20 protein-coding genes are annotated in these 23346 nt (G+C 72.1%); 16 read left to right on the plus strand and 4 right to left on the minus strand.

What is annotated here, in order from left to right; genetic code table 11:
* The first annotated feature begins 233 nt into the window (after positions 1-233).
* The 5 genes from BMZ50_RS14355 to BMZ50_RS14375 all read left to right on the plus strand — a co-directional run bounded on the left by BMZ50_RS14355 (position 234) and on the right by BMZ50_RS14375 (position 7123).
* Complete coding sequence (locus BMZ50_RS14355; protein ID WP_091325766.1) at positions 234-1661, plus strand: amidohydrolase family protein; 1428 nt, start codon at positions 234-236, stop codon at positions 1659-1661.
* Positions 1662-1732: 71 nt separating this feature from the next.
* Positions 1733-3289 (plus strand): 4-hydroxyphenylacetate 3-hydroxylase N-terminal domain-containing protein, encoded by a 1557-nt coding sequence (locus BMZ50_RS14360; protein WP_218146253.1) that lies wholly within the window; start codon positions 1733-1735, stop codon positions 3287-3289.
* Between the two features lie 107 nt (positions 3290-3396).
* Positions 3397-4608 carry an alpha/beta fold hydrolase gene (locus BMZ50_RS14365; protein ID WP_177212792.1) on the plus strand — a complete coding sequence of 404 codons (1212 nt, stop codon included), beginning with the start codon at positions 3397-3399 and terminating at the stop codon, positions 4606-4608.
* 36 nt (positions 4609-4644) lie between these two features.
* A complete protein-coding gene (locus BMZ50_RS14370) occupies positions 4645-5547 on the plus strand; it encodes a fumarylacetoacetate hydrolase family protein (RefSeq protein WP_091325774.1) in 903 nt (300 codons plus the stop codon).
* A gap of 187 nt (positions 5548-5734) precedes the next feature.
* Positions 5735-7123 carry a hypothetical protein gene (locus tag BMZ50_RS14375; RefSeq protein WP_091325777.1) on the plus strand — a complete coding sequence of 463 codons (1389 nt, stop codon included), beginning with the start codon at positions 5735-5737 and terminating at the stop codon, positions 7121-7123.
* Between the two features lie 73 nt (positions 7124-7196).
* Here the strand turns inward: BMZ50_RS14375 and BMZ50_RS14380 are convergent, their stop codons facing one another.
* The 3 genes from BMZ50_RS14380 to BMZ50_RS14390 form a co-directional block, all read right to left on the minus strand.
* Positions 7197-7952, minus strand: a complete 756-nt coding sequence (locus BMZ50_RS14380) for a succinate dehydrogenase/fumarate reductase iron-sulfur subunit (RefSeq protein WP_091325779.1) — start codon at positions 7950-7952, stop codon at positions 7197-7199.
* Positions 7953-8014: 62 nt separating this feature from the next.
* The gene (locus BMZ50_RS14385) at positions 8015-9961 is read right to left on the minus strand and encodes a fumarate reductase/succinate dehydrogenase flavoprotein subunit (RefSeq protein ID WP_091325781.1); all 1947 of its coding nucleotides are present in this window, start codon (positions 9959-9961) and stop codon (positions 8015-8017) included.
* A 14-nt stretch (positions 9962-9975) separates the two neighbouring features.
* Entirely contained in the window at positions 9976-10677 is a 702-nt protein-coding gene (locus tag BMZ50_RS14390) for a succinate dehydrogenase cytochrome b subunit (RefSeq protein WP_245753652.1), read from the minus strand.
* Positions 10678-10834: 157 nt separating this feature from the next.
* Here BMZ50_RS14390 and BMZ50_RS14395 point away from each other — a divergent pair, with 157 nt between their 5' ends.
* The 11 genes from BMZ50_RS14395 to BMZ50_RS14445 all read left to right on the plus strand — a co-directional run bounded on the left by BMZ50_RS14395 (position 10835) and on the right by BMZ50_RS14445 (position 22098).
* Positions 10835-11443, plus strand: a complete 609-nt coding sequence (locus BMZ50_RS14395; protein WP_091325786.1) for a sulfite oxidase-like oxidoreductase — start codon at positions 10835-10837, stop codon at positions 11441-11443.
* Positions 11436-12152 carry an FAD-binding oxidoreductase gene (locus BMZ50_RS14400; protein ID WP_245753653.1) on the plus strand — a complete coding sequence of 239 codons (717 nt, stop codon included), beginning with the start codon at positions 11436-11438 and terminating at the stop codon, positions 12150-12152. The genes BMZ50_RS14395 and BMZ50_RS14400 overlap by 8 nt, the downstream gene beginning before the upstream one ends.
* Positions 12153-12255: 103 nt before the next feature.
* On the plus strand, positions 12256-12771 hold the full coding sequence (locus BMZ50_RS14405; RefSeq protein WP_091325788.1) for a GNAT family N-acetyltransferase: 516 nt from the start codon (positions 12256-12258) through the stop codon (positions 12769-12771).
* 270 nt (positions 12772-13041) lie between these two features.
* Positions 13042-13740 (plus strand): sensor histidine kinase, encoded by a 699-nt coding sequence (locus tag BMZ50_RS14410; RefSeq protein ID WP_091325790.1) that lies wholly within the window; start codon positions 13042-13044, stop codon positions 13738-13740.
* A gap of 30 nt (positions 13741-13770) precedes the next feature.
* The gene (locus BMZ50_RS14415; RefSeq protein WP_091325792.1) at positions 13771-14400 is read left to right on the plus strand and encodes a response regulator; all 630 of its coding nucleotides are present in this window, start codon (positions 13771-13773) and stop codon (positions 14398-14400) included.
* An 82-nt stretch (positions 14401-14482) separates the two neighbouring features.
* Complete coding sequence (locus tag BMZ50_RS14420; RefSeq protein ID WP_091325794.1) at positions 14483-15127, plus strand: response regulator transcription factor; 645 nt, start codon at positions 14483-14485, stop codon at positions 15125-15127.
* 218 nt (positions 15128-15345) lie between these two features.
* On the plus strand, positions 15346-16320 hold the full coding sequence (locus tag BMZ50_RS14425; protein ID WP_091325796.1) for an NAD-dependent epimerase/dehydratase family protein: 975 nt from the start codon (positions 15346-15348) through the stop codon (positions 16318-16320).
* A gap of 38 nt (positions 16321-16358) precedes the next feature.
* Entirely contained in the window at positions 16359-17867 is a 1509-nt protein-coding gene (locus tag BMZ50_RS14430; protein ID WP_177212793.1) for a sugar transferase, read from the plus strand.
* Between the two features lie 76 nt (positions 17868-17943).
* Positions 17944-19242 (plus strand): GumC domain-containing protein, encoded by a 1299-nt coding sequence (locus tag BMZ50_RS14435; RefSeq protein WP_091325800.1) that lies wholly within the window; start codon positions 17944-17946, stop codon positions 19240-19242.
* Positions 19243-19250: 8 nt separating this feature from the next.
* A complete protein-coding gene (locus BMZ50_RS14440; RefSeq protein WP_091325802.1) occupies positions 19251-20597 on the plus strand; it encodes an O-antigen ligase family protein in 1347 nt (448 codons plus the stop codon).
* A 22-nt stretch (positions 20598-20619) separates the two neighbouring features.
* Positions 20620-22098 (plus strand): flippase, encoded by a 1479-nt coding sequence (locus BMZ50_RS14445; RefSeq protein ID WP_091325804.1) that lies wholly within the window; start codon positions 20620-20622, stop codon positions 22096-22098.
* Here BMZ50_RS14445 and BMZ50_RS14450 read toward each other — a convergent pair.
* Positions 22082-23269, minus strand: coding sequence for a glycosyltransferase (locus BMZ50_RS14450; RefSeq protein WP_091325805.1), 1188 nt, complete (start codon positions 23267-23269; stop codon positions 22082-22084). The two genes, BMZ50_RS14445 and BMZ50_RS14450, sit on opposite strands and share 17 nt — an antisense overlap.
* Positions 23270-23346 lie beyond the last annotated feature (77 nt).

Raw genomic sequence — 23346 nt, forward strand, 5'->3', positions numbered from 1 at the left:
GAGTAGCGGGTTCTCGCCTCCGGCGGTGCACAACCGTTCACTTCGCATCCAAGTCCCGATTTCTTTGTATGCAGAAGACCCTTGACTTGTATGCAAGCACGAGTACGTTCAGCGCCACGCAAGTCGACGGGCGCCTTGGTGTCCACGGACTCTGGCGGGCCACTCTGCCGCTGAGCCGTCGTTCTGCCAAGGCCCCGGGTGGCTGATCTGTCGTCCACCGGAGGTGGTCTGCCGTGCGAACCGAGTGGTTGCTCGTGGAGAACGGGAACGTCATCGATGCCACCGGCCGGGCGGTCCAGCCGAACGCGACGGTGCTCGTCCGCGGGAACCTGATCGAGGCGGTCGGCACGGACGTCGCCGACCGGGTGCCCCGGGGGGAAGCCGTCACGCGGGTCGATGCCTCGGGAAAGACCGTCATGCCCGGTCTCATCGACGCGCACTGTCACATGACCTACGGCGAGAGCCGGAGCGAGGAGGAGATCGACCTCTACACCAGTCCGGAGCTGCGCACGCTGAAGGCCGCCTTCCACGCCCAGAAGGTCCTGCGCGCCGGGGTCACCGGGATCTCCCAGCCCGGCGGCAGCTACTACATCGGCGTCGGCCTCCGGGAGGCCATCCGGGACGAGATGGTCCTCGGACCACGGATGACGGCGGCCGGTCGCTACATCACCACCAGCAACGGGCTGACCGACTGGTACCCCGACTCGGTGGGTGTACCGGAGGGGTCGATCGGGGTCCTCGCGAACACGGTGTCGGAGATGATCTCCGAGGTCCGGCACCAGGTGAAGAACGGCGTCGACCTGATCAAGCTGGCCGACAGCCCCTACGGGGACTACCAGGCCTTCACCGACGACGAGATGAAGACCGTCACCGCCCTGGCCCACCAGCTGGGCAAGCGGGTCACGATCCACGCGCGTGGCTCGTCAGAGGTCGGCGCGGCAGTCAACGCCGGCATCGACTGGATCATGCACGGCAACACGATGACCGACGACGTCATCGAGCGACTCGCCGACTCCCGGACACCGCTCGTCCCGACGCTGCTCCTGCTCGCCAATGTCGCGGAGTGGGGGCGGCTGGTCGGGGCGCCGGCGCCCCTGCGGGACGGGATGGCCCGCGCCCTGGACAAGACCGCGGCCACCCTGCACCGCGCCCACGAGGCCGGCGTCGTCTTCGTGACGGGCACGGACAGCGGCTTCTCCGTCACGCCCTACGGCGAGTGGCACGCCCGGGAACTGGAACTGCTCATGGACTACGCCGGGCTGTCGGCCATGGAGGCGATCCAGGCGGCGACCTGCAACGCCGCCGTGACCCTGAACCTCGAGGGCCGGGTCGGCACCCTCGAGCCCGGCATGCTCGCGGACATCATCGTCGTCGACGGCGATCCCCTGCAGGACATCCGCGTCCTCCAGGACAAGCGGAACATCCTCACGGTCATCAAGGACGGCGCTCCCGTCTCGTTCGACGAGGAGGCACTCGCCCGGCGCTGGCCGCACGAGCGAGGACAGACCTACTCCACCCATGACCTGACCTACGACCTCGTCCAGGGCAACGGCGAGGTGGAGTCCGACGGCGAGGAACAGCTCTCCTGGAGCGCGGACGACCAGCGTGACCTCGTCGCGACGGTGAAGCGCAGGGAGGCGGGTGCCGTCATGCCCGACTGAGGGGCATCCCGCTCGACCGTTCCGCGTCCGCACAGCCCGATCCCATGACCGGCCACATCCGAGGAGCAGACATGACCGAGCAACTGCTGTCCGAGCCCACGGGCACCGACGAGCCCGTCGCCACCCGACCTCAGACGGGGGACGAGTACCTGGAGAGCCTGCGGGACGGGCGCGAGGTCTGGTTCCGCGGCGAGCGGGTCGAGGACGTCACGACCCACCCGGCGTTCCGCAACAGCACCCGCATGATCGCCCGGCTCTACGACGCCCTGCACGACGAGACCCGCAACCAGAAGCTGGTCGTCCCCACCGACACCGGCAACGGCGGGATGACGCACGCCTTCTTCAAGGCGCCCTACACGGTCGAGGACCTCCAGGCCGGCGCCGACGCCTGTGCCGAGTGGGCGCGGCAGACCTACGGCTTCATGGGCCGGACTCCCGACTACAAGGCCGGGTTCCTCTCCACCCTCGGGTCGAACACGGAGTACTACTCGCCGTTCCAGGACAACGCGCGGCGCTGGTACAAGGAGGGCCAGGAGAAGGTCCTCTACTTCAACCACGCGATCGTCAACCCGCCCGTCGACCGGAACAAGGCGATGGAGCAGGTCAAGGACGTGTACATGCACGTCGAGAAGGAGACCGACGCCGGTCTCCACGTCTCCGGCGCCAAGGTTGTGGCCACCGGCTCCGTCCTGTGCCAGTACAACTTCATCGGGAACTACTCGCCGACTCCGATCAAGACCAAGGAGTTCTCGGCGATGTTCGCCGTCCCCATGGCGACGCCGGGGGTGAAGCTCATCAGCCGGCCGTCCTACGAGTACGCCGCCGGCCGGACCGGGAGCCCGTTCGACAACCCGCTCTCCAGCCGCCTGGACGAGAACGACTCAGTCTTCATCTTCGACAACGTGTTCGTCCCGTGGGAGAACGTCTTCTGCTACGACCCCGACAAGGCGTCGGAGTTCTACATGGGCTCCGGGTTCATCTGGCGCGGGCTCCTGCAGGGCTGCATCCGCTACGCGGTGAAGCTCGACTTCCTCTGCGGTGTGCTGCTCAAGAGCCTGGAGATGACCGGCACCCGTGACTTCAGGGGGGTGCAGACCCGGATCGGTGAGCTGATCACCTACCGGCACCTGTTCTGGTCCCTCGTGACCGCCATGGTGCAGGGCGCCACCAAGTGGTCGGACGGCACCTACGTCCCCAACGTCGAGGCCTGCACCGTCTACCGCATCATGGGCGGCCAGGTGTACCCCCGTATCCGGGACATCTTCCAGAAGGACATCGCCAGCGCCCTGATCTACACGAACTCCTCGGCCCAGGACTGGGGCGTGGAGGAGCTCCGTCCCTACCTCGACAAGTACGTCCGCGGTTCGAACGGCTTCTCCGCCGAGGAGCGCGTCAAGGTCCTCAAGCTCGCCTGGGACGCGATCGGCACCGACTTCGGGAGCCGGCACGAGCTCTACGAGCGGAACTACGCCGGCAACCACGAGCAGGTCCAGGTCGACGCCTATCTCGGCGCCACGGCCGCCGGACGGGTGGACGAGTTCGTGTCCTTCGTCGACCAGTGCATGTCGGAGTACGACACCGACGGCTGGACCGTTCCGGACCTGATCGACCCCCGTAGCGGGCTGTGAACCAGCCCGTCCCCTCCGGGACACGCCGCGGGCCGGGCGCGCCCGGCCCGCGGTACCCCCAGCCGGTCCTGACCTATCCCCTCACGGTGCCGTCGGGCACGACGAGGGTGATCGAGGCTGGCGACGGGGACGACGTCGTGGTCCTGCTCCACGGTGTCGGCGCCCGCGCCGACCGCTGGCGGGAGAACCTGGCGGCCTTGACCGATGCGGGGTTCCACGTCTACGCCCTGGACTTCCCCGGGCACGGCTTCGCGCAGAAGGGCATCGGTCCCGACTACTCCGTGCGCGGCTTCGCGCAGTTCGTCCGGGAGGTCCTCGACGAGCTGGGGGTCGTGTCGACGGCGGTCGTCGGCACCTCGCTCGGCGGCCACGTCGCCGCCCGCCTGGCGGTGGACGAGCCCGAGCGCGTCACCGCCGTCGTCCTGGTCGGCCCGATGGGGCTGGTTCCGGTGGGCGCCGATGCCCGGCAGGCCCTGGCCGACGCCGTCGTGGACACCGGTCGCGACAGAATTGCGCGGAAGCTGCGCGTCCTCGTCCACGACGACGGCCTGGTGACCGAGTCGTGGATCGAGGAGGAGTGGCGGATCAACAACTCCGGCGGCGCGGCGGAGTCGATGGCCGCGCTGGCGGCCTACTTCGCCGAGCGGATCGACGACGACCTGGTCGGCGGTGAGCTCGCCGCCTCGGCCCCGGACGTGCGGTGCCTGCTCGTCTGGGGCAGCGACGACGTCCTGGTCCCGACGGCGCTGGCGCAGCCGGCCCTGTCCGTCCTCCCGCCGGGCACGGAACTGGTGCTGATCGAGGCCGCCGGCCATGCCCCGTACCTGGAACGGCCCGACGACTTCAACCGTCCGGTCGTCGACTTCCTGACGAGCGCCCGAGGGCGCCTGTCACCCACCCACCGTCCTGAGGAGGACCAGGTGTCCATCGCAGACAGACGCGAGGTCCGCGTGCCCGGTCTCGCGGAACCGCTCAGCCACTACACCGACGTGGTCGTGCACCAGGGCGTGGCCTACGTCTCCGGCTGCATCGCCGTCGACGAGGAGGGGCAGCTGGTCGGGGAGGGGGACGTCGTGGCGCAGACGCGGCAGTGCCTGCTGAACATGGAGCGCGCCCTCCGCGCGGTCGGATCCACGTTCGGGGACGTCCTGAAGGTGACGGTCTTCCTGACCGACATCGCCGACCGCACGCGGATCAACCCGGTCCGCCAGGAGTTCTTCGGCGAGGCGCGACCGGCGAGCACGCTGGTCCAGATCAGTGCGCTCGCCCTCCCCGGAGCGGCCGTCGAGATCGAGGCCGTTGCGGCGGTCCGCTCGTGAGTGCGGCGGCGCACCGGGCCGCGGGGAGGTGCTGACGTGCGCCTCTACAACGTGGCCGGCCGCGCTTTCGTCGCGGCCTCCGACCGGTTGGTCGACGTGGCCGAGGCCAGTGCCGGCCGCTTCGCGGCCGATCCGCAGGCGCTCTACGAACGCTGGGACGAGTTCCGCGACTGGGCCGCCGGGCTGCCGGCGGACGGAGCCCCATCCGTGGACCCCACCTGTCTGTCCGCACCGGTCCCGCAACCGCGGCAGGTCTTCGCCATCGGCCTGAACTACGTGGACCACGCCGGGGAGTCCGGGTTCGCCGTGCCGACCGAGCCGGTGGTCTTCACCAAGTTCGTCAGCTCGTTCACCGGCCCGGCCGGACCGATCGCTCTCCCGCCCGGCAACGTCGACTGGGAGGTCGAGCTCGTCGCGGTCATCGGCCGGACCGCGAGCGCGGTCCCCGAGGACCGGGCCTGGTCCTACGTGGCGGGACTCACGGTGGCGCAGGACCTGTCGGAGCGGGCCAGCCAGCTGCGGGGGCCCGCGCCGCAGTTCAGCCTGGCGAAGTCGTTCCCCGGCTTCACCCCGCTGGGGCCCGCGGTCGTCACCCTGGACGAGGTGGCCGACCCCGACGACCTCGCGATCGAGTGCCGGGTGAGCGGCGAGACGGTGCAGAGCGGCCGGACGTCGGACATGGTCTTCCCCGTCCCGGAGCTCATCGCGCGGCTCTCGCGGGTGGTCACCCTGCTCCCCGGTGACGTCATCCTCACCGGCACACCGCCGGGCGTCGGGATGGGGCGGACCCCGGCCCGCTACCTGCGGCCGGGGGACGTCCTGGAGAGCCGCATCGAGGATGTGGGCGAGATGCGGCACCACATGGTCACGGTGCCGCCGCCGGCCCGGGAACCGGCGGACGACGTCCGGGGCGGCGACGAGGTCGCGGCCCTGGGCTAGCGCTCCGCACGAGCCGGCGCCCGGGCGCGCACGTCACCCGGGCGCCACCGAGCACCGAACTGCTCCGGAGCTGGGTGACGCATGCCCATCGGCCGGGGGAGTGCACCTCGCAGTCCGTCCCCGGGGCGCCCGGGGACGCACCGGTCCACCCCCGGACGGCCCGGGGAGTCAGTGGAGGGATCAGTACATGTTCGAGGAACAGGCAACGTTCGAGTTCATGACGCTGGCCTTCGTGTACGTGGTCGGCGTCGTGGCCATCATCATGGTCGTCCTGGGGCTGGGTCTGGTCGACGCCGGGCTCGTCCGCAGGCAGAACCTGGTGAACACGTGGGTGCAGAAGCTGATCGCCACCATGATCGCGGGCGGCGGGCTGATGCTGGGCGGCTACGCCTTCTGGCAGTGGCAGTTCAACCAGGCCTTCGGTGTTCCGGACCCGCTCCGCCAGGCGATCAGCGACTGGTGGCTGTTCGGCGCGTTCATGAACACGCCGGGTAATCGGATCGACCCTGCGGTGCTCCCCGAGGCCGATGTCCTGCAGGTCTTCGTGCCGTTCTTCGCGACGTTCTCGATGGCCACCATGGCGCTGATCCACTCCGGTGTCGTGGAGCGCATCCGCTCGGGCCCGCTCTACGTCATGTCCTTCGTCGTCGGAGCCGTCCTGTCCCCGCTGGCCGGCTACCTCTGCTGGGGCAGCCTGTCCCCGCTGACCAACCGGGGGGTGCACGACTACGACGGCGTGTTCCCGCTGTACATCTTCGCGGGCACCTTCGCGCTGGTCCTCGCCTGGCGGCTGCGCCCGAGGCTCGGGGCGTTCACCCCTGACCCCAGCGGTGCCCGTCCGTTCGCCCACGCGCCCGGCCTCGTCGCGATCGGCGTGCTGCTGGTGCTGTTCGCCAAGCCGATCATCTCGATCGGTAGCGGTTACATCATCCCCGGCCAGGGCTACTTCGGTATCTCCATGACGTCGTCGGGCATCGGCCTGGTGATGCTCAACTGGGCGTGCGGGGTGTTCGCCGGCGGGGTCGTCGGCGGCATCATCGCCCACCGCCAGAAGAACCCGACGTACGCGTTCCTCGGGCCGATCTGCGGTCTGGTCATCTGCGGGGCCCTCTTCGACGTCGGCCGTCCGTGGGAGTGCCTGGTCCTCGGAGCGGCCGGCCCCCTGGTTGCGCTGGGCACCGCCAAGCTGATGCGCCGCCTGCGGATCGACGAGAGCAAGGTGGTCCCGCTCGCGCTCGGCCCCGGCATCGTCGGCGCGATCGCGACCGGCTTCTTCGCCTGGGGGGAGAAGACCGGTGGCTACTTCGGTCTGGAGGGGGAGTACGCGTTCCAGCACGCGGAGATCACCCCGTGGTGGCAGCTGGTGGGTGTGGTGACGATCGTTCTCCTCGCCGGTGTCCCCGCACTGGCCATGGCGCTGTTCTTCGAGCGCGTCGGCGGCGGCCTCCGGATCACCAGGGAACTGGAGATCGCCGGCCAGGACGCCAGCCTCTGGGGTCTGGACGAACCGGCCCGGCGGGATGCGCCCGTGCCGGCGCCCCGGGGCTCCGACGCCGGGGAACCGGCCCAGGTCTGACTCTTCTCCGGTAATACGCGAAGCGGGCGGGGACCCCGGGTGGGGTCCCCGCCCGCCGGCGGTCGTGCTGGGCTCAGCTCTTCGGCCGGACACCGGCGCGCAGGGCGCCGAGCAGGTCGTGGTTGAGCCGGGAGATGGTCTCCATCGAGATGCCCTTGGGGCACGAGGCGGAGCACTCACCGATGTTGGTGCAGCCGCCGAAGCCCTCGCGGTCCTGCTGGGCCACCATGTTCACCACCCGGTCGTCGCGCTCGGGCTGGCCCTGCGGCATCAGGCCGAGGTGGGTGACCTTCGCGGCGGTGAACAGCATCGAGGACGCGTTCGGGCAGGCGGCCACGCAGGCGCCGCAGCCGATGCAGGTCGCCGCGTCGAAGGCCGCGTCGGCGTCCTTCTTCGGCACCGGCACCGAGTGCGCCTCGGGGGCGGTGCCGGTCGGGGCGCTGATGTAGCCGCCGGCCTGGATGATCCGGTCGAACGCCCGCCGGTCGACGGCGAGGTCCTTGATCACCGGGAAGGCACTGGCCCGCCACGGCTCGATGGTGATCGTGTCGCCGTCCTTGAACGACCGCATGTGCAGCTGGCAGGTGGTGGTCTGCTCAGGACCGTGCGCCTGCCCGTTGATCATGACGCCGCACATGCCGCAGATGCCCTCGCGGCAGTCGTGGTCGAAGGCGACCGGGTCGTCGCCGCCGAGGATCAGCTGCTCGTTCAGCACGTCGAGCATCTCGAGGAAGGACATGTCCGGCGAGATGTCGGCGAGCTCGTAGGTCACGATCCCACCCTTGACCGACGGGTCCTTCTGCCGCCAGACCCGGAGGGTCAGGGTCATGCCGCGCTGCTCCGGCGCCGGCGTACCGGCGGTCGTGTGGGCTGCGCCCTCACGTGTGGCTGTCACTTGTAGCTCCGCTGGGCGAGGTGGACGTACTCGTACTCGAGGGCTTCGCGGTGGAGGACCGGGGGAGCGCTCTCCGGCGTCCACTCCCACGCGGCGACGTAGGCGAAGTTCTCGTCGTCGCGCAGCGCCTCGCCCTCGGGGGTCTGGCTCTCCGCGCGGAAGTGGCCACCGCAGCTCTCGGCGCGGTGCAGGGCGTCGATGCACATCAGCTCGGCGAGCTCGATGAAGTCGGCGACCCGGCCGGCGTGCTCCAGCGTCGGGTTGAACGACGACCAGTCGCCGGACACCTTGACGTTGCTCCAGAACTCCTGGCGGATCTCGGGGATCCGGTCCAGCGCCTTGCGCAGGCTCTCCTCGGACCGCTCCATGCCGCAGAGGTCCCACATCAGCTTGCCGAGCTCCCGGTGGAAGGACGCCGGGGTGCGGGTGCCGTTGATGCTGAGCAGCTTCTGCACCTGGTCCTGCACACCCTGCAGCGCCTCGGCGGCGGCCGGGTGGCTCTCGTCGACCTTCTCGAACGGGCCGTCGGCCAGGTAGTCGTTGATCGTGTTCGGCAGGACGAAGTAGCCGTCGGCCAGGCCCTGCATGAGCGCGCTCGCGCCCAGGCGGTTGGCGCCGTGGTCGGAGAAGTTGGCCTCACCGATCACGAACATGCCGGGGATCGTCGACTGCAGGTCGTAGTCGACCCACAGGCCACCCATCGTGTAATGCACGGCCGGGTAGATCCGCATCGGCGTCTCGTAGGCGTTCTCCCCGGTGATGCGGTTGTACATGTCGAAGAGGTTGCCGTACTTGGCCTCGACGGCCGAGAGGCCCAGCCGCTGGATCGCGTCGGCGAAGTCCAGGTACACGCCCAGCCCGTTGGGGCCCACGCCACGACCCTCGTCGCAGACGTTCTTGGCCTGCCGGGAGGCGATGTCGCGGGGCACCAGGTTGCCGAACGAGGGGTAGATCCGCTCGAGGTAGTAGTCGCGCTCGTCCTCGGGGATCTCCCGCGGGTCGCGGGTGTCGCCGCGCTCCTTGGGCACCCACACGCGGCCGTCGTTGCGCAGCGACTCGCTCATCAGGGTCAGCTTCGACTGGTAGTCGCCGCTGACCGGGATGCAGGTCGGGTGGATCTGCGTGTAGCAGGGGTTGGCGAAGTACGCGCCCCGCTTGTGCGCCCGCCAGATCGCCGTGGTGTTGGAGCCCTTGGCGTTGGTGGACAGGTAGAAGACGTTGCCGTACCCGCCCGTGGCCAGGACGACCGCGTCGGCGAAGTGCGTGCTGATCTCGCCGGTGACCAGGTCGCGGGCGACGATGCCGCGGGCCCGGCCGTCGACGACGATCAGGTCGAGCATCTCGGTGCGGGCGTGCTGCTCGACGTTGCCCGCCGCGATCTGCCGCTCGAGGGCCTGGTAGGCGCCGTAGAGCAGCTGCTGACCCGTCTGGCCGCGGGCGTAGAAGGTGCGTGACACCTGCGCGCCACCGAAGGAGCGGTTGTCCAGCAGGCCGCCGTACTCGCGGGCGAAGGGCACGCCCTGGGCGACGCACTGGTCGATGATGTTGGTGCTGACCTCGGCCAGCCGGTGCACGTTGTTCTCGCGGGAGCGGAAGTCGCCGCCCTTGACCGTGTCGTAGAACAGCCGGTGCACGCTGTCGCCGTCGTTGCGGTAGTTCTTGGCGGCGTTGATGCCGCCCTGCGCGGCGACGCTGTGCGCCCGGCGGGGGCTGTCCTGGTACCAGAAGGACTTGACCTTGTAACCGGCCTCGCCGAGCGTGGCGGCCGCCGAGCCGCCGGCCAGGCCGGTGCCGACGACGATGACGGTCATCTTGCGGCGGTTGGCCGGGTTGACCAGACGAGCCCGGAAGCGGCGGCTGCTCCACCTTTCCGCGATCGGCACGTCCATGGGTGCCTTGGTGTCAGCGATCGGGTCGCCGACGTTGAAGAGGTCGAGAGGCATCGCGGGAGGACTCCTTAGTCGACGAGCCCGAAGAGGACGGAGAAAGGCACGAGGAGGAAGCCGGCGATCAGCAGCGTGGAGAAGGCGATGGCTGCGGCGTTCGCCGTCCGCTCGCGCCGCCGGTTGCTGAGACCCAGCGTCTGGGTGGCGCTCCAGATTCCGTGCCGCAGGTGCATGCCGAGAAGGAGCAGGGCGAGCACGTAGAACGCGGTGATGAACGGGTTCGAGAAGCTGGCCACCAGCCGGTCGTAGGGCGTGCCGTCCCCGTCAGGGTTGATCGCGCCGACCGTGAGGTCGAGCAGGTGGTAGATGATGAACAGCAGGACGATCACGCCGCCCCACCGCATGGTGCGCGCCGCGTAGGTCTGCGCGACCGCCTTCTTCACCACGTAGCGCTCGGGGCGGGCGCGCCGGGCCTGACGCCACAGCGACACCGCCGCCCAGAAGTGCGCGACCACGGCGACGAGGAGGACGATCCGGATGATCGTCAGCACCGTCTGCGCCGGGACCGCCGGCTCCCCGATGGTGCGGATCCACTCCGAGTAGTGGTTGAAGTTCTCGCGGCCCGTGAAGACCTTGAGGTTGCCGATCATGTGGGCGACCAAGTACAGCAGCATGATGATGCCGCTGACCGCCATTACCGCCTTCTTGAAGACCGAGGTGGTCTTCGCGGCCTTGGGGGTCCTGCCCTGGCCCGCCTGCGTCACCGTTGCCACGAGAGTCCAAGCTAGGTCGTTGCCCGCTTTGCGGCCAAGTTAACGCGCGGTGACCCATGTCTCGTAAGGGCATCCTTACCCCGTATTCCCGCTAGGGTGCGCCGCGCAACACTCCGCGGCGGGGTTGCCCCCACCCCGGAAGGGGGAGGACGACGACATGGCTGGACCCACCCGCGGCTTCCTCGGCCGCCAGCGCAACCGCGATCCCCGCCTCCCGCCCGGGCAGTACGACGTCGGCCGCGACTGGCCGGTGCTCACCGCCGAGCCGACCCCGCGGATCGCCCCCGAGACCTGGAGCATCACCGTCGACGGCCAGGTCGAGGCGCCCACGACGTGGAGCTGGGAGGAGGCGCACCGGCTGCCCCGCTCGGAGTACCGCGGGGCGATCCACTGCGTCACCACGTGGTCGAAGTTCGACACCCGGTTCGCCGGGGTCAGCCTCGACACGCTGCTCGAGGCGGCCCGGCCCACCGCCGACGCGCACTTCGTGCTGGCCACGTCGCGGACCGGCTACACCACCAACCTGCCTCTGGCGGACGTGACCGGCGGCAAGGCCTGGATCGTGTGGGAGTACGACGGTGCGCCGCTGCCGGTGGAGCACGGCGGGCCGGTGCGCCTGCTCGTGCCGCACCTGTACTTCTGGAAGAGCGCCAAGTGGATCAGCCGGCTCACGCTGACCACCCGCGACCAGCCCGGGTTCTGGGAGCAGAACGGCTACCACGACCGCGGGGACCCCTGGCGTCAGCAGCGGTACCAGGGTGACTGACCTGCTCCGCGGTACGGCGGCGCCCAGCGGCGGCTGGCGGACGGCGACGGTGGCCGGGGTGCGCCGGCCGATCCAGCGCGCGGTCCAGCTGCGCCTCGACGTCCCCGACCGGGTCGACCACCTGCCGGGCCAGCACTACGTCGTCCGGCTCACCGCCGAGGACGGTTACACCGCCCAGCGGTCCTACTCGGTGGCCTCCTCGCCGGGGGACCCGCTGGTCGAGCTGTTCGTCGAGCGGCTCGACGACGGCGAGGTCTCCACGTACCTGGCCGACGTCGTCGAGCCCGGCGACCAGCTGGAGGTGCGCGGCCCGATCGGCGGCTGGTTCGTGTGGGAGGGGGAGACGCCGGCGCTGCTGGTCGGCGGGGGCTTCGGCGTCGTCCCGTTCGTCGCGATGCTGCGCACGGCCCGGGAGCGCGGCGGCCTGTCCCTGCTGCGGATCGCGGTCTCCGCCCGCACGCTGGCCGCGCTGCCCTACGCCGAGGAGCTCGCCGCCGCCGGCGCCCTCCTGGTGACCACCCGCGAGGCGACGGGCACCCGGCCGGCCGGGCGGCTCACCGCGGCCGACCTCGCCCCGCTGCGGGACCCGGGGCAGACCGCCTACGTGTGCGGGTCGGCGGCCTTCGCCGAGGCGGCCAGCCAGCTGCTGGTGGACATGGGCGTTCCCGCCCCGGAGATCCGGATCGAGCGCTTCGGCCCGAGCGGCTGACCGGGGTGGGGCGGCCGCTGCGGCCGGGCGGCCTCGCCCAGCGCCGCGCGGGCCACCGTGCCCGCGTCCGGGGTGTGAGGAGCGGACCGGGAGAATCGTTGCCATGCGCACCGAGGTCTGCCCGTCCACAACCGTCGACGAGGAGCTCCGCGCGCAGTTGCTCCGCTGCTGGGTCGACGTCACCAACGCCGGGGGGGCGGTGGGCCTCGTCCCGCCGGTGACGGCCGACGACGTCACGCCCCTGCTCGACCAGCTGGTCGAGCGGGCGGCCGACGGCCGGGCGGTCCTCGGGGTGCTGCGGGTGGACGGCGCGGTGGCCGGCTTCGCGGTGCTGTCGCTGTCGACGGGCCCGCTGCGGCGGCACTGGGCCACCGTGCTGCGGGTCCAGGTGCACCCCGCGCTGCAGGGCCACGGGCTCGGGCGGGTGCTGATGACGGGGGTGCACGCGATCGCCCGGGACCGGGGGTTGGAGTTCCTGCACCTCACCGTGCGCGGCGGTACCGGGATCGAGAAGTTCTACGAGGGGCTGGGCTATCGGGAGTTCGGTCGCATGCGGGGGGCGATCCGCGTGGCCGAGGGCGATGACCGCGACGAGATCCACCTGACCTGCCGGCTGTAGCCGGTCGGGGTGCCGGTCCGCTGACCTGGGGGTCTGATCCACCGGAGCGCGACGGGCCGGCGAGAACGGACCGTGCCGGAACCCTGCGTGCGTGATCGCGTGCCGGCGGTGAGAACGAACGCCGCGTGAACGGATCGGAAACGGGACGGGAACGCGTCACCTGTTCTGGTACGCACCCGTGGCCTACCTTCCGCACGAAGCCCGCCGGAGACTAGTCCGGCCTGCAGCGCAGCGCGGGGCGGGGTACGCATCGAGCAGGGGGTGCGCGGTATGGCTGAAGCGTCGATGGGCAACCGCGGATACGCCGACGACAGGGTGTGCGAGCAGGTCGAGGAGCTCGTGCGGACGGCGTTGCACGAGATCCGCCAGCCGGTGGCTGCGGTGCTCGCGCTCGCCGAGGCGGCGCGGGGACTGGACGGGACGACACCGGAGGTGCGCAGCTACCTCGACCAGATCATCGCCCAGGTCATGGAGGTCTCCGGCGCGGCAGCGAGCGTGCTCGAGCGGCCGGAGAACGCGGATTCCCCGGTCGACGTCGACGAGGTGCTCGACTCCGTGCTGGACGCCTACGCGCTCACCTGGTCCGGCACGCTCACCCGGCGGGGCTGCGTCGGCGGGCTGTGGAGCACCGGTGACCGATCGACGATCCGACGCTGCCTGGTGAACATCGTCGACAACGCGGTCCGCGCTGCCGGACCGGCCGGCCGCGTCCAGATCACGGTGCACCGCGGCGCGCGGTCGGCCTGGGTCCTCGTCGAGGACGACGGGCCCGGGTTCGGCCGAGGGCCGAGCGGTACCGGGATCGGGCTGCCGACCACCCGGCGAGCACTGCAGGGCATCCGGGGGCACCTGTCGCTCGGCGCCGGGTCGGGGATGGGGGGAGCGTGCGTCGCGATGAGCCTGCCCCTCCGCGCCGGCGCCGGGTACACCGACGGGCCCGGACTGGGGGGAGCCGCGCGGACGGGCTGACCGTGCAGTGCCTTTCGGAACGGAGATCTCGTGCGCCTCGTGCTGTGTGACGACCACCGGCTGTTCGTGGAACCGCTCGCGGCCGCCCTGGCCACGCGCGGCCACGAGGTGGTGGTGGTGACCACGCCGGAGCGGGCGCTCCAGGCGGTCGTCGAGCACCGCCCCGATCTGGTGGTCATCGACCTGCGGTTCCCCGAGGGCAGCGGGCTCGATGCGCTCGTGGAGCTGCGCACCCGGAACGCCGGCTGCCCGGTCGTCGTCCTCTCCGCCTCGGCCGAGGACCAGGACCTGGCTGCCGTCGCCGACGCGGGCGCGGCGGCCTTCCTGCGCAAGGACCAGCCGATGCGCGCGATCTTCGATGCGCTGGACCGCGTCGCAGCCGGACGGGCGGTGACCACGCCCGCGCTCACCCGCACGCCGCCGGTCTCGGCGGAGCAGAGCCGGGTGCGCCGGCTCGTCGGCCACCTCACCGAGCGGGAACGGCAGGTGCTCCACCGCCTGGTCGAGGGGGAGGACACCACCGAGATCGCCCGATCGCTGGGGGTGGCGCACAGCACCGCGCGGACGCACGTGCAGAACGTCCTGCTCAAGCTCGGCGTGCACAACCGCCTGCAGGCGGTCGCCCTCGTCGCCTCACTGGGCGTCGATCGTGAGCTGTGAGGGTGCGCTACTGCAGCCGACGTACGCCCTCCTGCGTCACCTGCGGGTCGACCACCCCGCCGTCCCACCAGACCATCTCCTCATGCGCGAGATCCGGGTGGTGCTGGGCGACGGGCACCGGTCCTTCCTCGACGCGCTCGCCATGCGCCTGGATGCCGAATGCGGCCTCGACGTCGTCGGGACGGTCTGCGAGCCCGAGGAGGCGCTGAATGTGGTCCGGGCGCACTCGGTGGACGTCGCGGTGCTCACCGTGGACGGCGACGGCTTCGTCGGGGTGGGCCGCCGCCTGCTGGAGATCCGCCCCGATCTGAAGCTGGTCGGCGTCACCGGCGGCGACGACACCGCTGCCCTCGTGCACGCGGTCCGGCAGGGGTTCCGGGCGTGGGTGTCCAAGGACGTCGGCATCTGCGTCCTGCTCGACGTCCTGTACGCCGTCTGCAGGGGCGAGACCTGGATCCCGCCGATGCTCCTGACCCGGTTGCTGCAGAGGCTGCTGGAGGAGCGGGAGGAGCAGCGCGTGGCCGAACTGCCGCTGGCGGCCCTGACCGCCAGGGAGCAGCAGGTGCTGCGGACCATGGCCGGTGGGGCCACCCGGGACGAGATCGCCGAGCAGCTGTCCATCTCGGCGAACACCGTGCGCACGCACACCCAGAGCATCCTCAACAAGCTGGGAGTGCACTCGTCGCTCGCGGCCGTGACCCTCGCGCGCAAGGCCGGCGTCGCCTGAACCGCTCCCGGAGACGGGCCTGTCTCCACCCCGCGGGTCTGATCGACGCCGCGCGAGCGCTGCCCGTCTCCGCGACCTGCTGCCCCTGGTCCGCTTCGGTCGGGTATCCCCTCCGGCACACTGCGTACTGCGTCTCGTCCCCGTGGCGGATCCGGGGCCCGCACCCCCGACCTAGCGTCGGGCACTCCGTCGAAGACGGCGAGTGCCTGGGGGTAGCGATGAGATGCGTCGTCACCGGAGTCGCCGGGTTCGTGGGCTCGCACCTGTGCGAGAGCCTCCTGTCCTGGGGTGACGAGGTGGTGGGCATCGACTGCCTCACCGACTACTACGACCCCCGCCGCAAGGAGCAGAACCTGCGCGGCGCCCTGGAGCACGACACGTTCCGGTGGTGCCGCGACGACCTGCTGCAGGCCCCGCTGGTCGACCTGTTCACCGGGGCCGACGTGGTCTTCCACCTCGCCGGGCAGCCCGGGGTACGCCCCTCCTGGGGGCGGGACTTCGCGACGTACCTCTCCCGCAACGTCCTCGCCACCCAGGCCGTCCTCGAGGCGGCGCGGCAGGCCGGCCTCGTCAAGGTCGTCTACGCGTCGAGCTCGAGCGTCTACGGGGACGCCGAGTCCTACCCGACGGCGGAGACGCTGCGGCCGCAGCCGGTCTCGCCCTATGGCGTGACGAAGCTGGCCGGTGAGCACCTCTGCGAGCTGTACCGCGTGGCTTTCGGGGTTCCCACCGCGTCCCTGCGGCTCTTCACGGTCTACGGCCCACGGCAGCGTCCCGACATGGCCTTCTCCAGGCTGGTCGCGGCCGCTGTCCGCGGAGGCGTCTTCGAGCTGTACGGGAGCGGGACGCAGACCCGTGACTTCACCTTCGTGGCAGACGTCGTGCGGGCGCTGCGCGACGTGGCGCGGTCGGGCTTCACGGGCGTCGCGAACATCGGCGGAGGCAGCCGGACCTCGATGAACGAGGTCCTGCACCTCGTCGCGGAGCTGGCCGGTCCGCTGGAGGTCCGCCGGCTCCCCGCTGCGCGCGGGGACGTCCGCGACACCGCCGCCGACACGCAGGTGGCGTGCCGAGGCTTCGGTTATGCGCCGCGGGTGAGCCTGCGCGAGGGCCTGGCGTCGATGGTGGAGGCCGAGCGCGCGACCACCGGCGCCACCTCCGAGAGCCTGTTCCGGACGGGGGGCCGACTGTGACGTGTGCCGGACGACGGCACGACGGTGACGGAGCGGAGGTGCCGCTCCGTCACCGTCGTGCGGTCCGGGAACTGCGGCCGGCCCTGACCACCGACGTCGCGACGACCGGGACGTCGCTGGACGCGGAACTCCCGCAGGTGCGCACTCCTCTCGAGCCCGGGACGAGAACGGCGCAGGCGCCCACGTCATGGCCGGTGCTGCCGGCGCCCCGGAGGCGGACCCCCGCCCGGAGTTCCCTGCTCCCCGCGACGCTGCTGCTCCTCGACGTCACGGCGTTCGCGACGGCGACGCTGCTCACCGGGGCGGTGAACCCCAAGACGGTCGCGGTGCTGGCGCTGATCCTCCTGCTGTTCCACAACGCCGACCTCTACCGGTGCCGCCTGTCGCTCTCGGTGCTGGACGACGCCCCCTCGATCGTGGGGCGGGCCCTGGCCGCCGGCGCTGCGGCCATGGTGCTGGGCGGGCTGGAGGACGGCGTGGCCGGCATCGCCCGCCTGAAGACGGCCGCGGTGTTCGCCGTCCTGTGCCTGGGCGGTCGCGCCGTGGCGTACGGCGCGATCCGGACGGTGCGCCGGCACCACCGGATGCAGCAGCGGGCACTGATCCTCGGCGCCGGCACCGTCGCAGGGGCCCTCGCGGGCAACCTGCTGTCCCACCCCGAGTACGGCCTGCGCCCGGAGGGTCTGCTCGACGACGATCCGCTGCTGTGCCTGGACGAGCGCCCGGTACCCGTGCTGGGCAGGTATTCCGACCTCTGCCGGATCCTGGTGGAGAACGCCATCGACGTCGTGATCGTGACCTACGGCCGGATCCGCGAGCCGTCGGCGGTGGACATGCTGCGGGCCTGCGACCGTCTGTCCTGCGAGATCTTCCTCGTCCCGCGGCTCTACGAGCTGCACGCGGTCACCCGGGACACGGAGGTCCTCTGGGGCGTGCCGCTGGTGCGACTGCACCGGGCGCCGTTCCGGACCGGGTCCTGGACGGCCAAACGCGCGGCCGATGCCGTGCTCGCGGCCCTGGCCCTGGGGGTGTTCGCGCCGATCCTGGCCGTCTGTGCGCTGCTCAGCTGGTGGGAGACCGGGTCGGCGCTGTTCCGCCAGACCCGCATCGGCCTGGACGGCCGGCCGTTCACGCTGCTGAAGTTCTGCACCTTGCGGCCGGCGGTGGAGGCGGAGTCCGCCACCCGGTGGAACATCGGCGAGGACGGTCGTCTCCGGCCGGTCGGCAGGTTCCTGCGCCGCACCTCCCTCGACGAGCTCCCGCAGCTGTGGAACGTCCTTCGCGGTGACATGAGCTTGGTCGGGCCGCGACCGGAGCGGCCCTACTTCGTCGGCGAGTTCACCCGGCAGTTCCCCTGGTACATGGCCCGCCATCGGGTGCCGGTGGGGCTGACCGGCTGGGCCCAGGTCCACGGGCTGCGCGGCAACACCTCCATCGCCGACCGGGCGCGCTTCGACAACTTCTACATCGAGAACTGGTCCATGTGGGGCGACATCAAGATCCTGCTGCGGACCGTCGGACAGGTGCTCGGGGCGGTCGGCCGGTGACCCCCGAGCACGGACAGCGACATGCCAGAGCACTGCCTGTTGCAGCGGCAGGGCGCGGACGGATGGGACGGCGAGAATGGATCTGAACGAGGCGGCACAGCGCATCCTGAGGCGGCACTGGGTGCTCATCGTCGTGATGACCGTGATCGGACTGAGCATCCCGGTGGCGCTGCTCAGGCTGCAGGAGGACACCTACGAGGCGACGGCGCGCATCGTCATCGGCGCCGGTGACGCCCGGGACTCCAACGAGGCGACCGCTCTCGCCGACACGGCGCTGGCGTTGGCGACCAGCGAGGGCGTCCTCGGCCGGGCGCTGGAGCAGGCAGGGGCGCGCCGGGATCCGGTGATCTTCGTCGAGCAGGTGCAGGTCGAGCCGGTGGGGACGTCCGGGGTGCTGGAGCTCTCGGTCACCGACACCGACGCACGGGCGTCCGCAGCGATCGTGAACGCCATCGCGGCCGAGGTGGTGCGCATGCGGGACGACGGCTTCTACGCCTCGACCCGGCAGGCGCTCGCCGACACCGATGCGGAGATCGCGACGCTCTCGCAGCGGATCGCGGAGGTCGAGGCAGCGGCGGACTCGACGGTGGCCCGATTCGGGAGAGTCGATGCACTGGCGCTCCGGCATGCGCAGGCTGTGGGGGAGCGGGCCAACCTCCAGGGGCAGCGCCAGCAGCTCGTGCAGGCGCTCGCGGGGGCTGTCCGTCCGCAGGTCGTCGACGCCTCGGCCACCGCCGGGATCCTCGTGCCGTCGGAGGCGCCCAGCCGGCTGGCCGTCGGGGGCATCCTCGGCCTGGTCCTGGGGGTGGCACTGGCCGCGACGAAGGAGTCGCTCCGCCCCACGTTGAACGCAGCGGCGATCGCACGGCACCTCGGCGCCCCGCTGTTGGGCCGCTTGCCGCGGCGCCCCCGCGGGGACACCGGGGTGTCCGATCCGTGGCTGGCGAACTACCTGAAGCTCGCGGCCGACGACGCCGGCGTGCGGTCGGTCCAGCTCGTTCCGGTGGGACCGTGGGTGGACGTCTCCGGGCTGGCGCGGGATCTCGACGACGAGGAGGGCGGGCTGCGGGTCACCCCGCTCGCCCTCGACGCCGAGGCGACGCGCGACCAGGTGCGGCAGCGTGAGGCGGTTGGGCCCGGCGCGGGCATCGTGGCGGTGGTGCCCGCCGTGGTGAAGGGCACCGCGGTGTTCGAGCACGTGGAGCGGCACACGGAGCTGACCCGGCAGCCGGTCATCGGCGTCATCACGTACCGGGAGAAGGGCCGGCGCCGGCCGACCAGCGGCACCACCGCCCCGAAGCGGCCGGTGGCGGAGACCGGGGCGACGGTCGAGACGGACGCCGATCGCCGGCCCACCGTCGCCCCGGCGTCGTAGGCAGCGGCATGCGAGACGAGCTCGGCGGCGCACCCCGTAGCCCGCTGGATGCAGCGCCGCGGAGGCCGCCGGTCGGGCCGGCGGAGCCGACCCCGTGGCAGGCCGGCCCGGACGAGCCAGGGAGGCCGGTCCTCGCCGTCCTCGGCCTCTGCATCGCCCTGGTCCCCATCGTGAACCCCAAGGGGCCGGGCAACGCCGGGCCGATCGACGTCTTCATGGCCCTCGCCGTGACCGTCGCCCTGTTGTGGGCCCTGAGCCGGGGAGCCCGGCTGCGCGTCCCCTACTTCGTGCCCACGGCGGCCTTCGTGACCGTCGGACTGCTGGCGGCGATGCTCAGCGTGCTGCCGCTGCGCAGCGGCGTCGCCGTGGTCCAGGAGATCTTCCTGTTCTGCTGGTGCGCGGCGCTCGCCACCGTGTGCCGGACACCACACGCGCTGGGCGTGGTCATCCGGACGTGGGCGCTGAGCGTGACCGCCTGGGCCGCCGTGCTGGTCTTCGGGGTCGTGGCGGGTGTGGCAGCGATCACCAACGCCGAGGCCGGGGGAACGCGGGCCCGGCTGTTCTTCGACCACCCGAACATGGCCGGCAACTTCTTCATGATCGGCATGTTCGTGGTGGTGGCGTCCGGCTGCCCGCGGCGGCGCTGGCTGCGCTACGGATGTGTCGCCGTGCTCTTCCTCGCGATGTTCTACACCGCGTCGAACGCCGCCCTGCTGTCCCTCGTCGGCGGCGCTGCGGTCGCGGTGTTCCTCCACCTGAGGTCGCGTACCGGGATGGTCAAGGCGACCGCGGTCGGCGCGGCCCTGGTGGTCGCGCTCGGTGCCGGGGCCGTCGCGGCCCCGCCGCTGCTCGCGGCAGCGGAGCAGAGCCACAACCCGCTGCTCCGGTACACGGTGGGACGCAGCCCGGAGGCCGCCGACACGCGGACCCAGACCTTCGCCCAGCAACTCGAGGTCTTCGGGCGCGGCGAACTGCTCGGCATCGGCCCGGCCGCCACGAAGCACACGCTGGACAGCACGTTCGCCGGGCAGGCCAAGGAGGCGCACAACGACTACCTGGCGACGCTCGTCGAGCGCGGCCCCCTGGGGGTGCTCGCCCTGGTGGCCCTCATGGGTGCGGTCGGCGCCCGCGTCGTCGGCATCACCAGACGCCGGCTGCCCCCGGGCCTGGCGGCGGCGATCCCCGTGCCCGCCGCGCTGGGCGGAGCGTGCGCGGCGTTCGCGATCACGGCCGTGACGCACGAGGTGCTGCACTACCGGTGGTTCTGGACGCTCCTGGGCCTGGTCGCCGCCGTCCACCTGCTCGCCCGGCCGGTCGAGGCGACGTCGCGCACCGCGGCGCGGTCCGCCCGATGACCGGTATCCGTCGTCCCGGGACATGAGCACCGCGCTGTCCGCGGCGGCGGACGGCCACCGCCCGCCCGCGCCGCGGAGAGCGGTGTCCAACTCGACGGCGCAGCTGGCGACGTTCGCCTTCCGCGCCGCCGCCGGTGTCGGGGTCATCGTGCTGCTGGCGCGCAGCGGCGGGCCGTCGGCCCTCGGCATCGTCCAGTTCGCGCTGACGCTGACCGGGCTGCTGCCCTTCTACTACGGCGTCCCGACGCTGCTGGCCCGCGAGGTGGCCCGCCGCCCGGAGGAGGGACGGCGCTGGGTGGAGACCGGCACCCTGCTGGCCCTCCTGCTCGGCACCCTGTTCACCGTCCTGCTGCCGCTGGGTGCCCTGGCGGTGGGCGCCTCCCGGGACATGGTGCTGGCGTTGGGCGTCGCGTCGCTGGGGATGGTCCTCGACGGGGTGGCCCGGGTCCAGTTCGCCGCGTTCTGGGCGTGGGAGCGGCTGGAGCTGGAGACCCTGGTCACCGCCGTGCAGGAGACGGCGTACGTCGTCGCCACCGCGGTCGTCCTGGGCCTGGGCGGCGGGCCCCTGGAGGCGCTCATGGCCTTCACGGCCTCGCGCGCCCTGGGCGCGTGCGGGGGGTGGCTGCTCGTGGGCCACCACCTCGGCGGGCTACCCGTTCCCCGCGCCGGCCGTCCCCTGTGGCCGACGGTGCGCCAGTGCACCCCCTTCGCGCTCGGCGACACCCTCACCCTGACCTACGCCCGCTTCGACACGGTTCTGCTGGGCCTGTGGAAGGGGCCGGCGGCGGTCGGGCTCTACCAGGCCGCGACGAACCTGGTCCTGTACTTCAACGTGGTGCCGCGCAGCATCAACCGGGCGCTGTTCCCGCGCATGGGACGGGCCTGGCCGGCGCGCCCGGAGGAGTTCCGCTGGATGCGCGACGTCTCGCTGCGGCTCGTCGCCCTGATCGGCGTGCCGGTCACCGTCGCGTCGCTGCTGCTGGCCCCGCGCACGATCGACTTCCTCTACGGACCCGGCTTCGCCCCGGCCGTCCTGACCTACCAGCTGCTCGTCCTGATCATCCCGGTGCGGATGGTGGGCCACACGCTCAGCCTCTCCCTGGCGGCGACCGACCGGCAGACGGCGCGCACGGTCGCCGTGACCGTCGCCGCGGTGGCCAACGTGGCCCTGAACTGCTGGCTCATCCCGCGGTGGTCCTACCTGGGCGCGGCCGTGGCCACGGTGGTCTGCGAGGTGGGCCTGCTCGTCGCCTACGCCGTGCTGCTGCGCCGGGCGGCCGGCCGGTCGGAGCTCCTGCGGGCCAACGGGTGGCCGCTGCTGGCCGGCGTCCCGATGGGCGCGGCCATCCTGCTGACCGCCGGGCAGCACGTGCTGGTGTCGGCGGCGGTCGGGGCGGCGAGCTACGCGGCCGTCATCGCCGCTCTGGCGATGGCGAGCGTCCCCCGTGACCGGCGCACCCCGGGCCGGGCGCTGACCGCGCTGGTCAGCCCCGCGCGCTGAGCCGTTCGGCCCCCGTTCCCGCCAGCACGGGAGCCAGCGCGGCCCGCCAGGCGGCGGTGATCGCCTCCGGCGCCCAGCTGGACAGGTCGGCGCGCGGCTCCCGCTCGGCGGGGCCGGCGGCCAGCCAGGAGCGGGCGGCCCCGGCCACCTCGTCGAGCCGGCCGAGCGGCACCGCCGAGCCGCGGGCGCCCAGCGCCAGGATCTCGCGGACCCCCTCCACGTCGAACGCGACGAAGGGGGTGCCGGCGGCCGCCGCCTGCACCAGCACCTGCGGCAGGCCCTCCGCCTCGCTCAGCAGCACCACCAGGTCCGCGCCGCGCAGCGCGTCGTGCACGTGCCCGGGGTCGGCGAGGTGGCCGGCAAGGACGGCGTGGTCGCGGAGCCCCAGGGTGGCCAGCTCCCCGGTCAGCCGGTCCCGCTGCGGGCCGTCGCCCACCACCAGGAGATCGGGCGGGTCGGCTGCGCGGTCGTGCAGCCGGCGGAGCAGCGCGGCCAGCAGCAGCGGGTTCTTCCGCGGCTCGAGACTGCCGACGTAGCAGAGCAGCGGCCGGCCGGGCACGGTGCCGTGACGCCGGTCGAGGAGCCGCCGCGCCTCGGCGCGCGGCCGCAGCCGCCCGGGGAGCGGGACGCCGGAGCGCACCACGTGCAGCCGCTCCGGGGGGACGCCGACCGCGGCGAAGCGCTGCGCGAGGTCCGCCCCCACGACGCAGAACGCCGACGTCCGAGCGCCGAGCGCCCGCTCCACGTGCGGGAACACCCGGTTCTCCACCCGGCCGTAGCCCGGCCCGAAGCTGGCCATGGACAGCGAGTGGACGGCGGGCGGACCGCCGCCCGCCGCCGCGGCGATCCGGGCGAGCACGCCCGCCTTCGACTGGTGCGAGACGACGACCGCGTAGTCGCGCCGGTGCAGCAGCCGCCACAGGGAGACCAGTGCCCGCAGGTCGCGGACCGGGTCGACCGGGCGCACCAGCGTGGGCAGGGCCCACACCCGCTCCGCGCCGGTCTGCTGCCGGGCGAGCTGCAGGTCGGACTCGGCGCCGAGCAGCACGTGGTGCCGCAGCTCCGGCAGGGCGCGAATGCTGTCCCGCAGCCGGCGCTCGGAACCGCCGCGCTGGTAGCGCGTGCACACGTGCAGCGCCGTCGGCCGCTGGGTCTCGGGAACGACGTCCACGGGCGTGCTCCTGCCGGCCGGCGGAGATCGGGCTCAGCGCAGTGTGCGCGGGAGACGCGAGGGTGGGAAGCGTTCCC

Origin of the sequence: Geodermatophilus ruber (genome assembly GCF_900114385.1) — a bacterium.
GTDB classification, from domain to species: Bacteria; Actinomycetota; Actinomycetes; order Mycobacteriales; family Geodermatophilaceae; genus Geodermatophilus; species Geodermatophilus ruber.

What these genes read in the sequence shown, in the direction of transcription:
- BMZ50_RS14360 (WP_218146253.1), top strand. Translation starts at nt 1,733, where the DNA reads ATGACCGAGCAACTGCTGTCCGAGCCCACGGGCACCGACGAGCCCGTC.
- BMZ50_RS14375 (WP_091325777.1), top strand. Translation starts at nt 5,735, where the DNA reads ATGTTCGAGGAACAGGCAACGTTCGAGTTCATGACGCTGGCCTTCGTG.
- BMZ50_RS14380 (WP_091325779.1), bottom strand. Translation starts at nt 7,952, where the DNA reads ATGACCCTGACCCTCCGGGTCTGGCGGCAGAAGGACCCGTCGGTCAAG.
- BMZ50_RS14385 (WP_091325781.1), bottom strand. Translation starts at nt 9,961, where the DNA reads ATGCCTCTCGACCTCTTCAACGTCGGCGACCCGATCGCTGACACCAAG.
- BMZ50_RS14395 (WP_091325786.1), top strand. Translation starts at nt 10,835, where the DNA reads ATGGCTGGACCCACCCGCGGCTTCCTCGGCCGCCAGCGCAACCGCGAT.
- BMZ50_RS14405 (WP_091325788.1), top strand. Translation starts at nt 12,256, where the DNA reads ATGCGCACCGAGGTCTGCCCGTCCACAACCGTCGACGAGGAGCTCCGC.
- BMZ50_RS14410 (WP_091325790.1), top strand. Translation starts at nt 13,042, where the DNA reads ATGGCTGAAGCGTCGATGGGCAACCGCGGATACGCCGACGACAGGGTG.
- BMZ50_RS14420 (WP_091325794.1), top strand. Translation starts at nt 14,483, where the DNA reads ATGCGCGAGATCCGGGTGGTGCTGGGCGACGGGCACCGGTCCTTCCTC.
- BMZ50_RS14425 (WP_091325796.1), top strand. Translation starts at nt 15,346, where the DNA reads ATGAGATGCGTCGTCACCGGAGTCGCCGGGTTCGTGGGCTCGCACCTG.
- BMZ50_RS14435 (WP_091325800.1), top strand. Translation starts at nt 17,944, where the DNA reads ATGGATCTGAACGAGGCGGCACAGCGCATCCTGAGGCGGCACTGGGTG.
- BMZ50_RS14440 (WP_091325802.1), top strand. Translation starts at nt 19,251, where the DNA reads ATGCGAGACGAGCTCGGCGGCGCACCCCGTAGCCCGCTGGATGCAGCG.
- BMZ50_RS14445 (WP_091325804.1), top strand. Translation starts at nt 20,620, where the DNA reads ATGAGCACCGCGCTGTCCGCGGCGGCGGACGGCCACCGCCCGCCCGCG.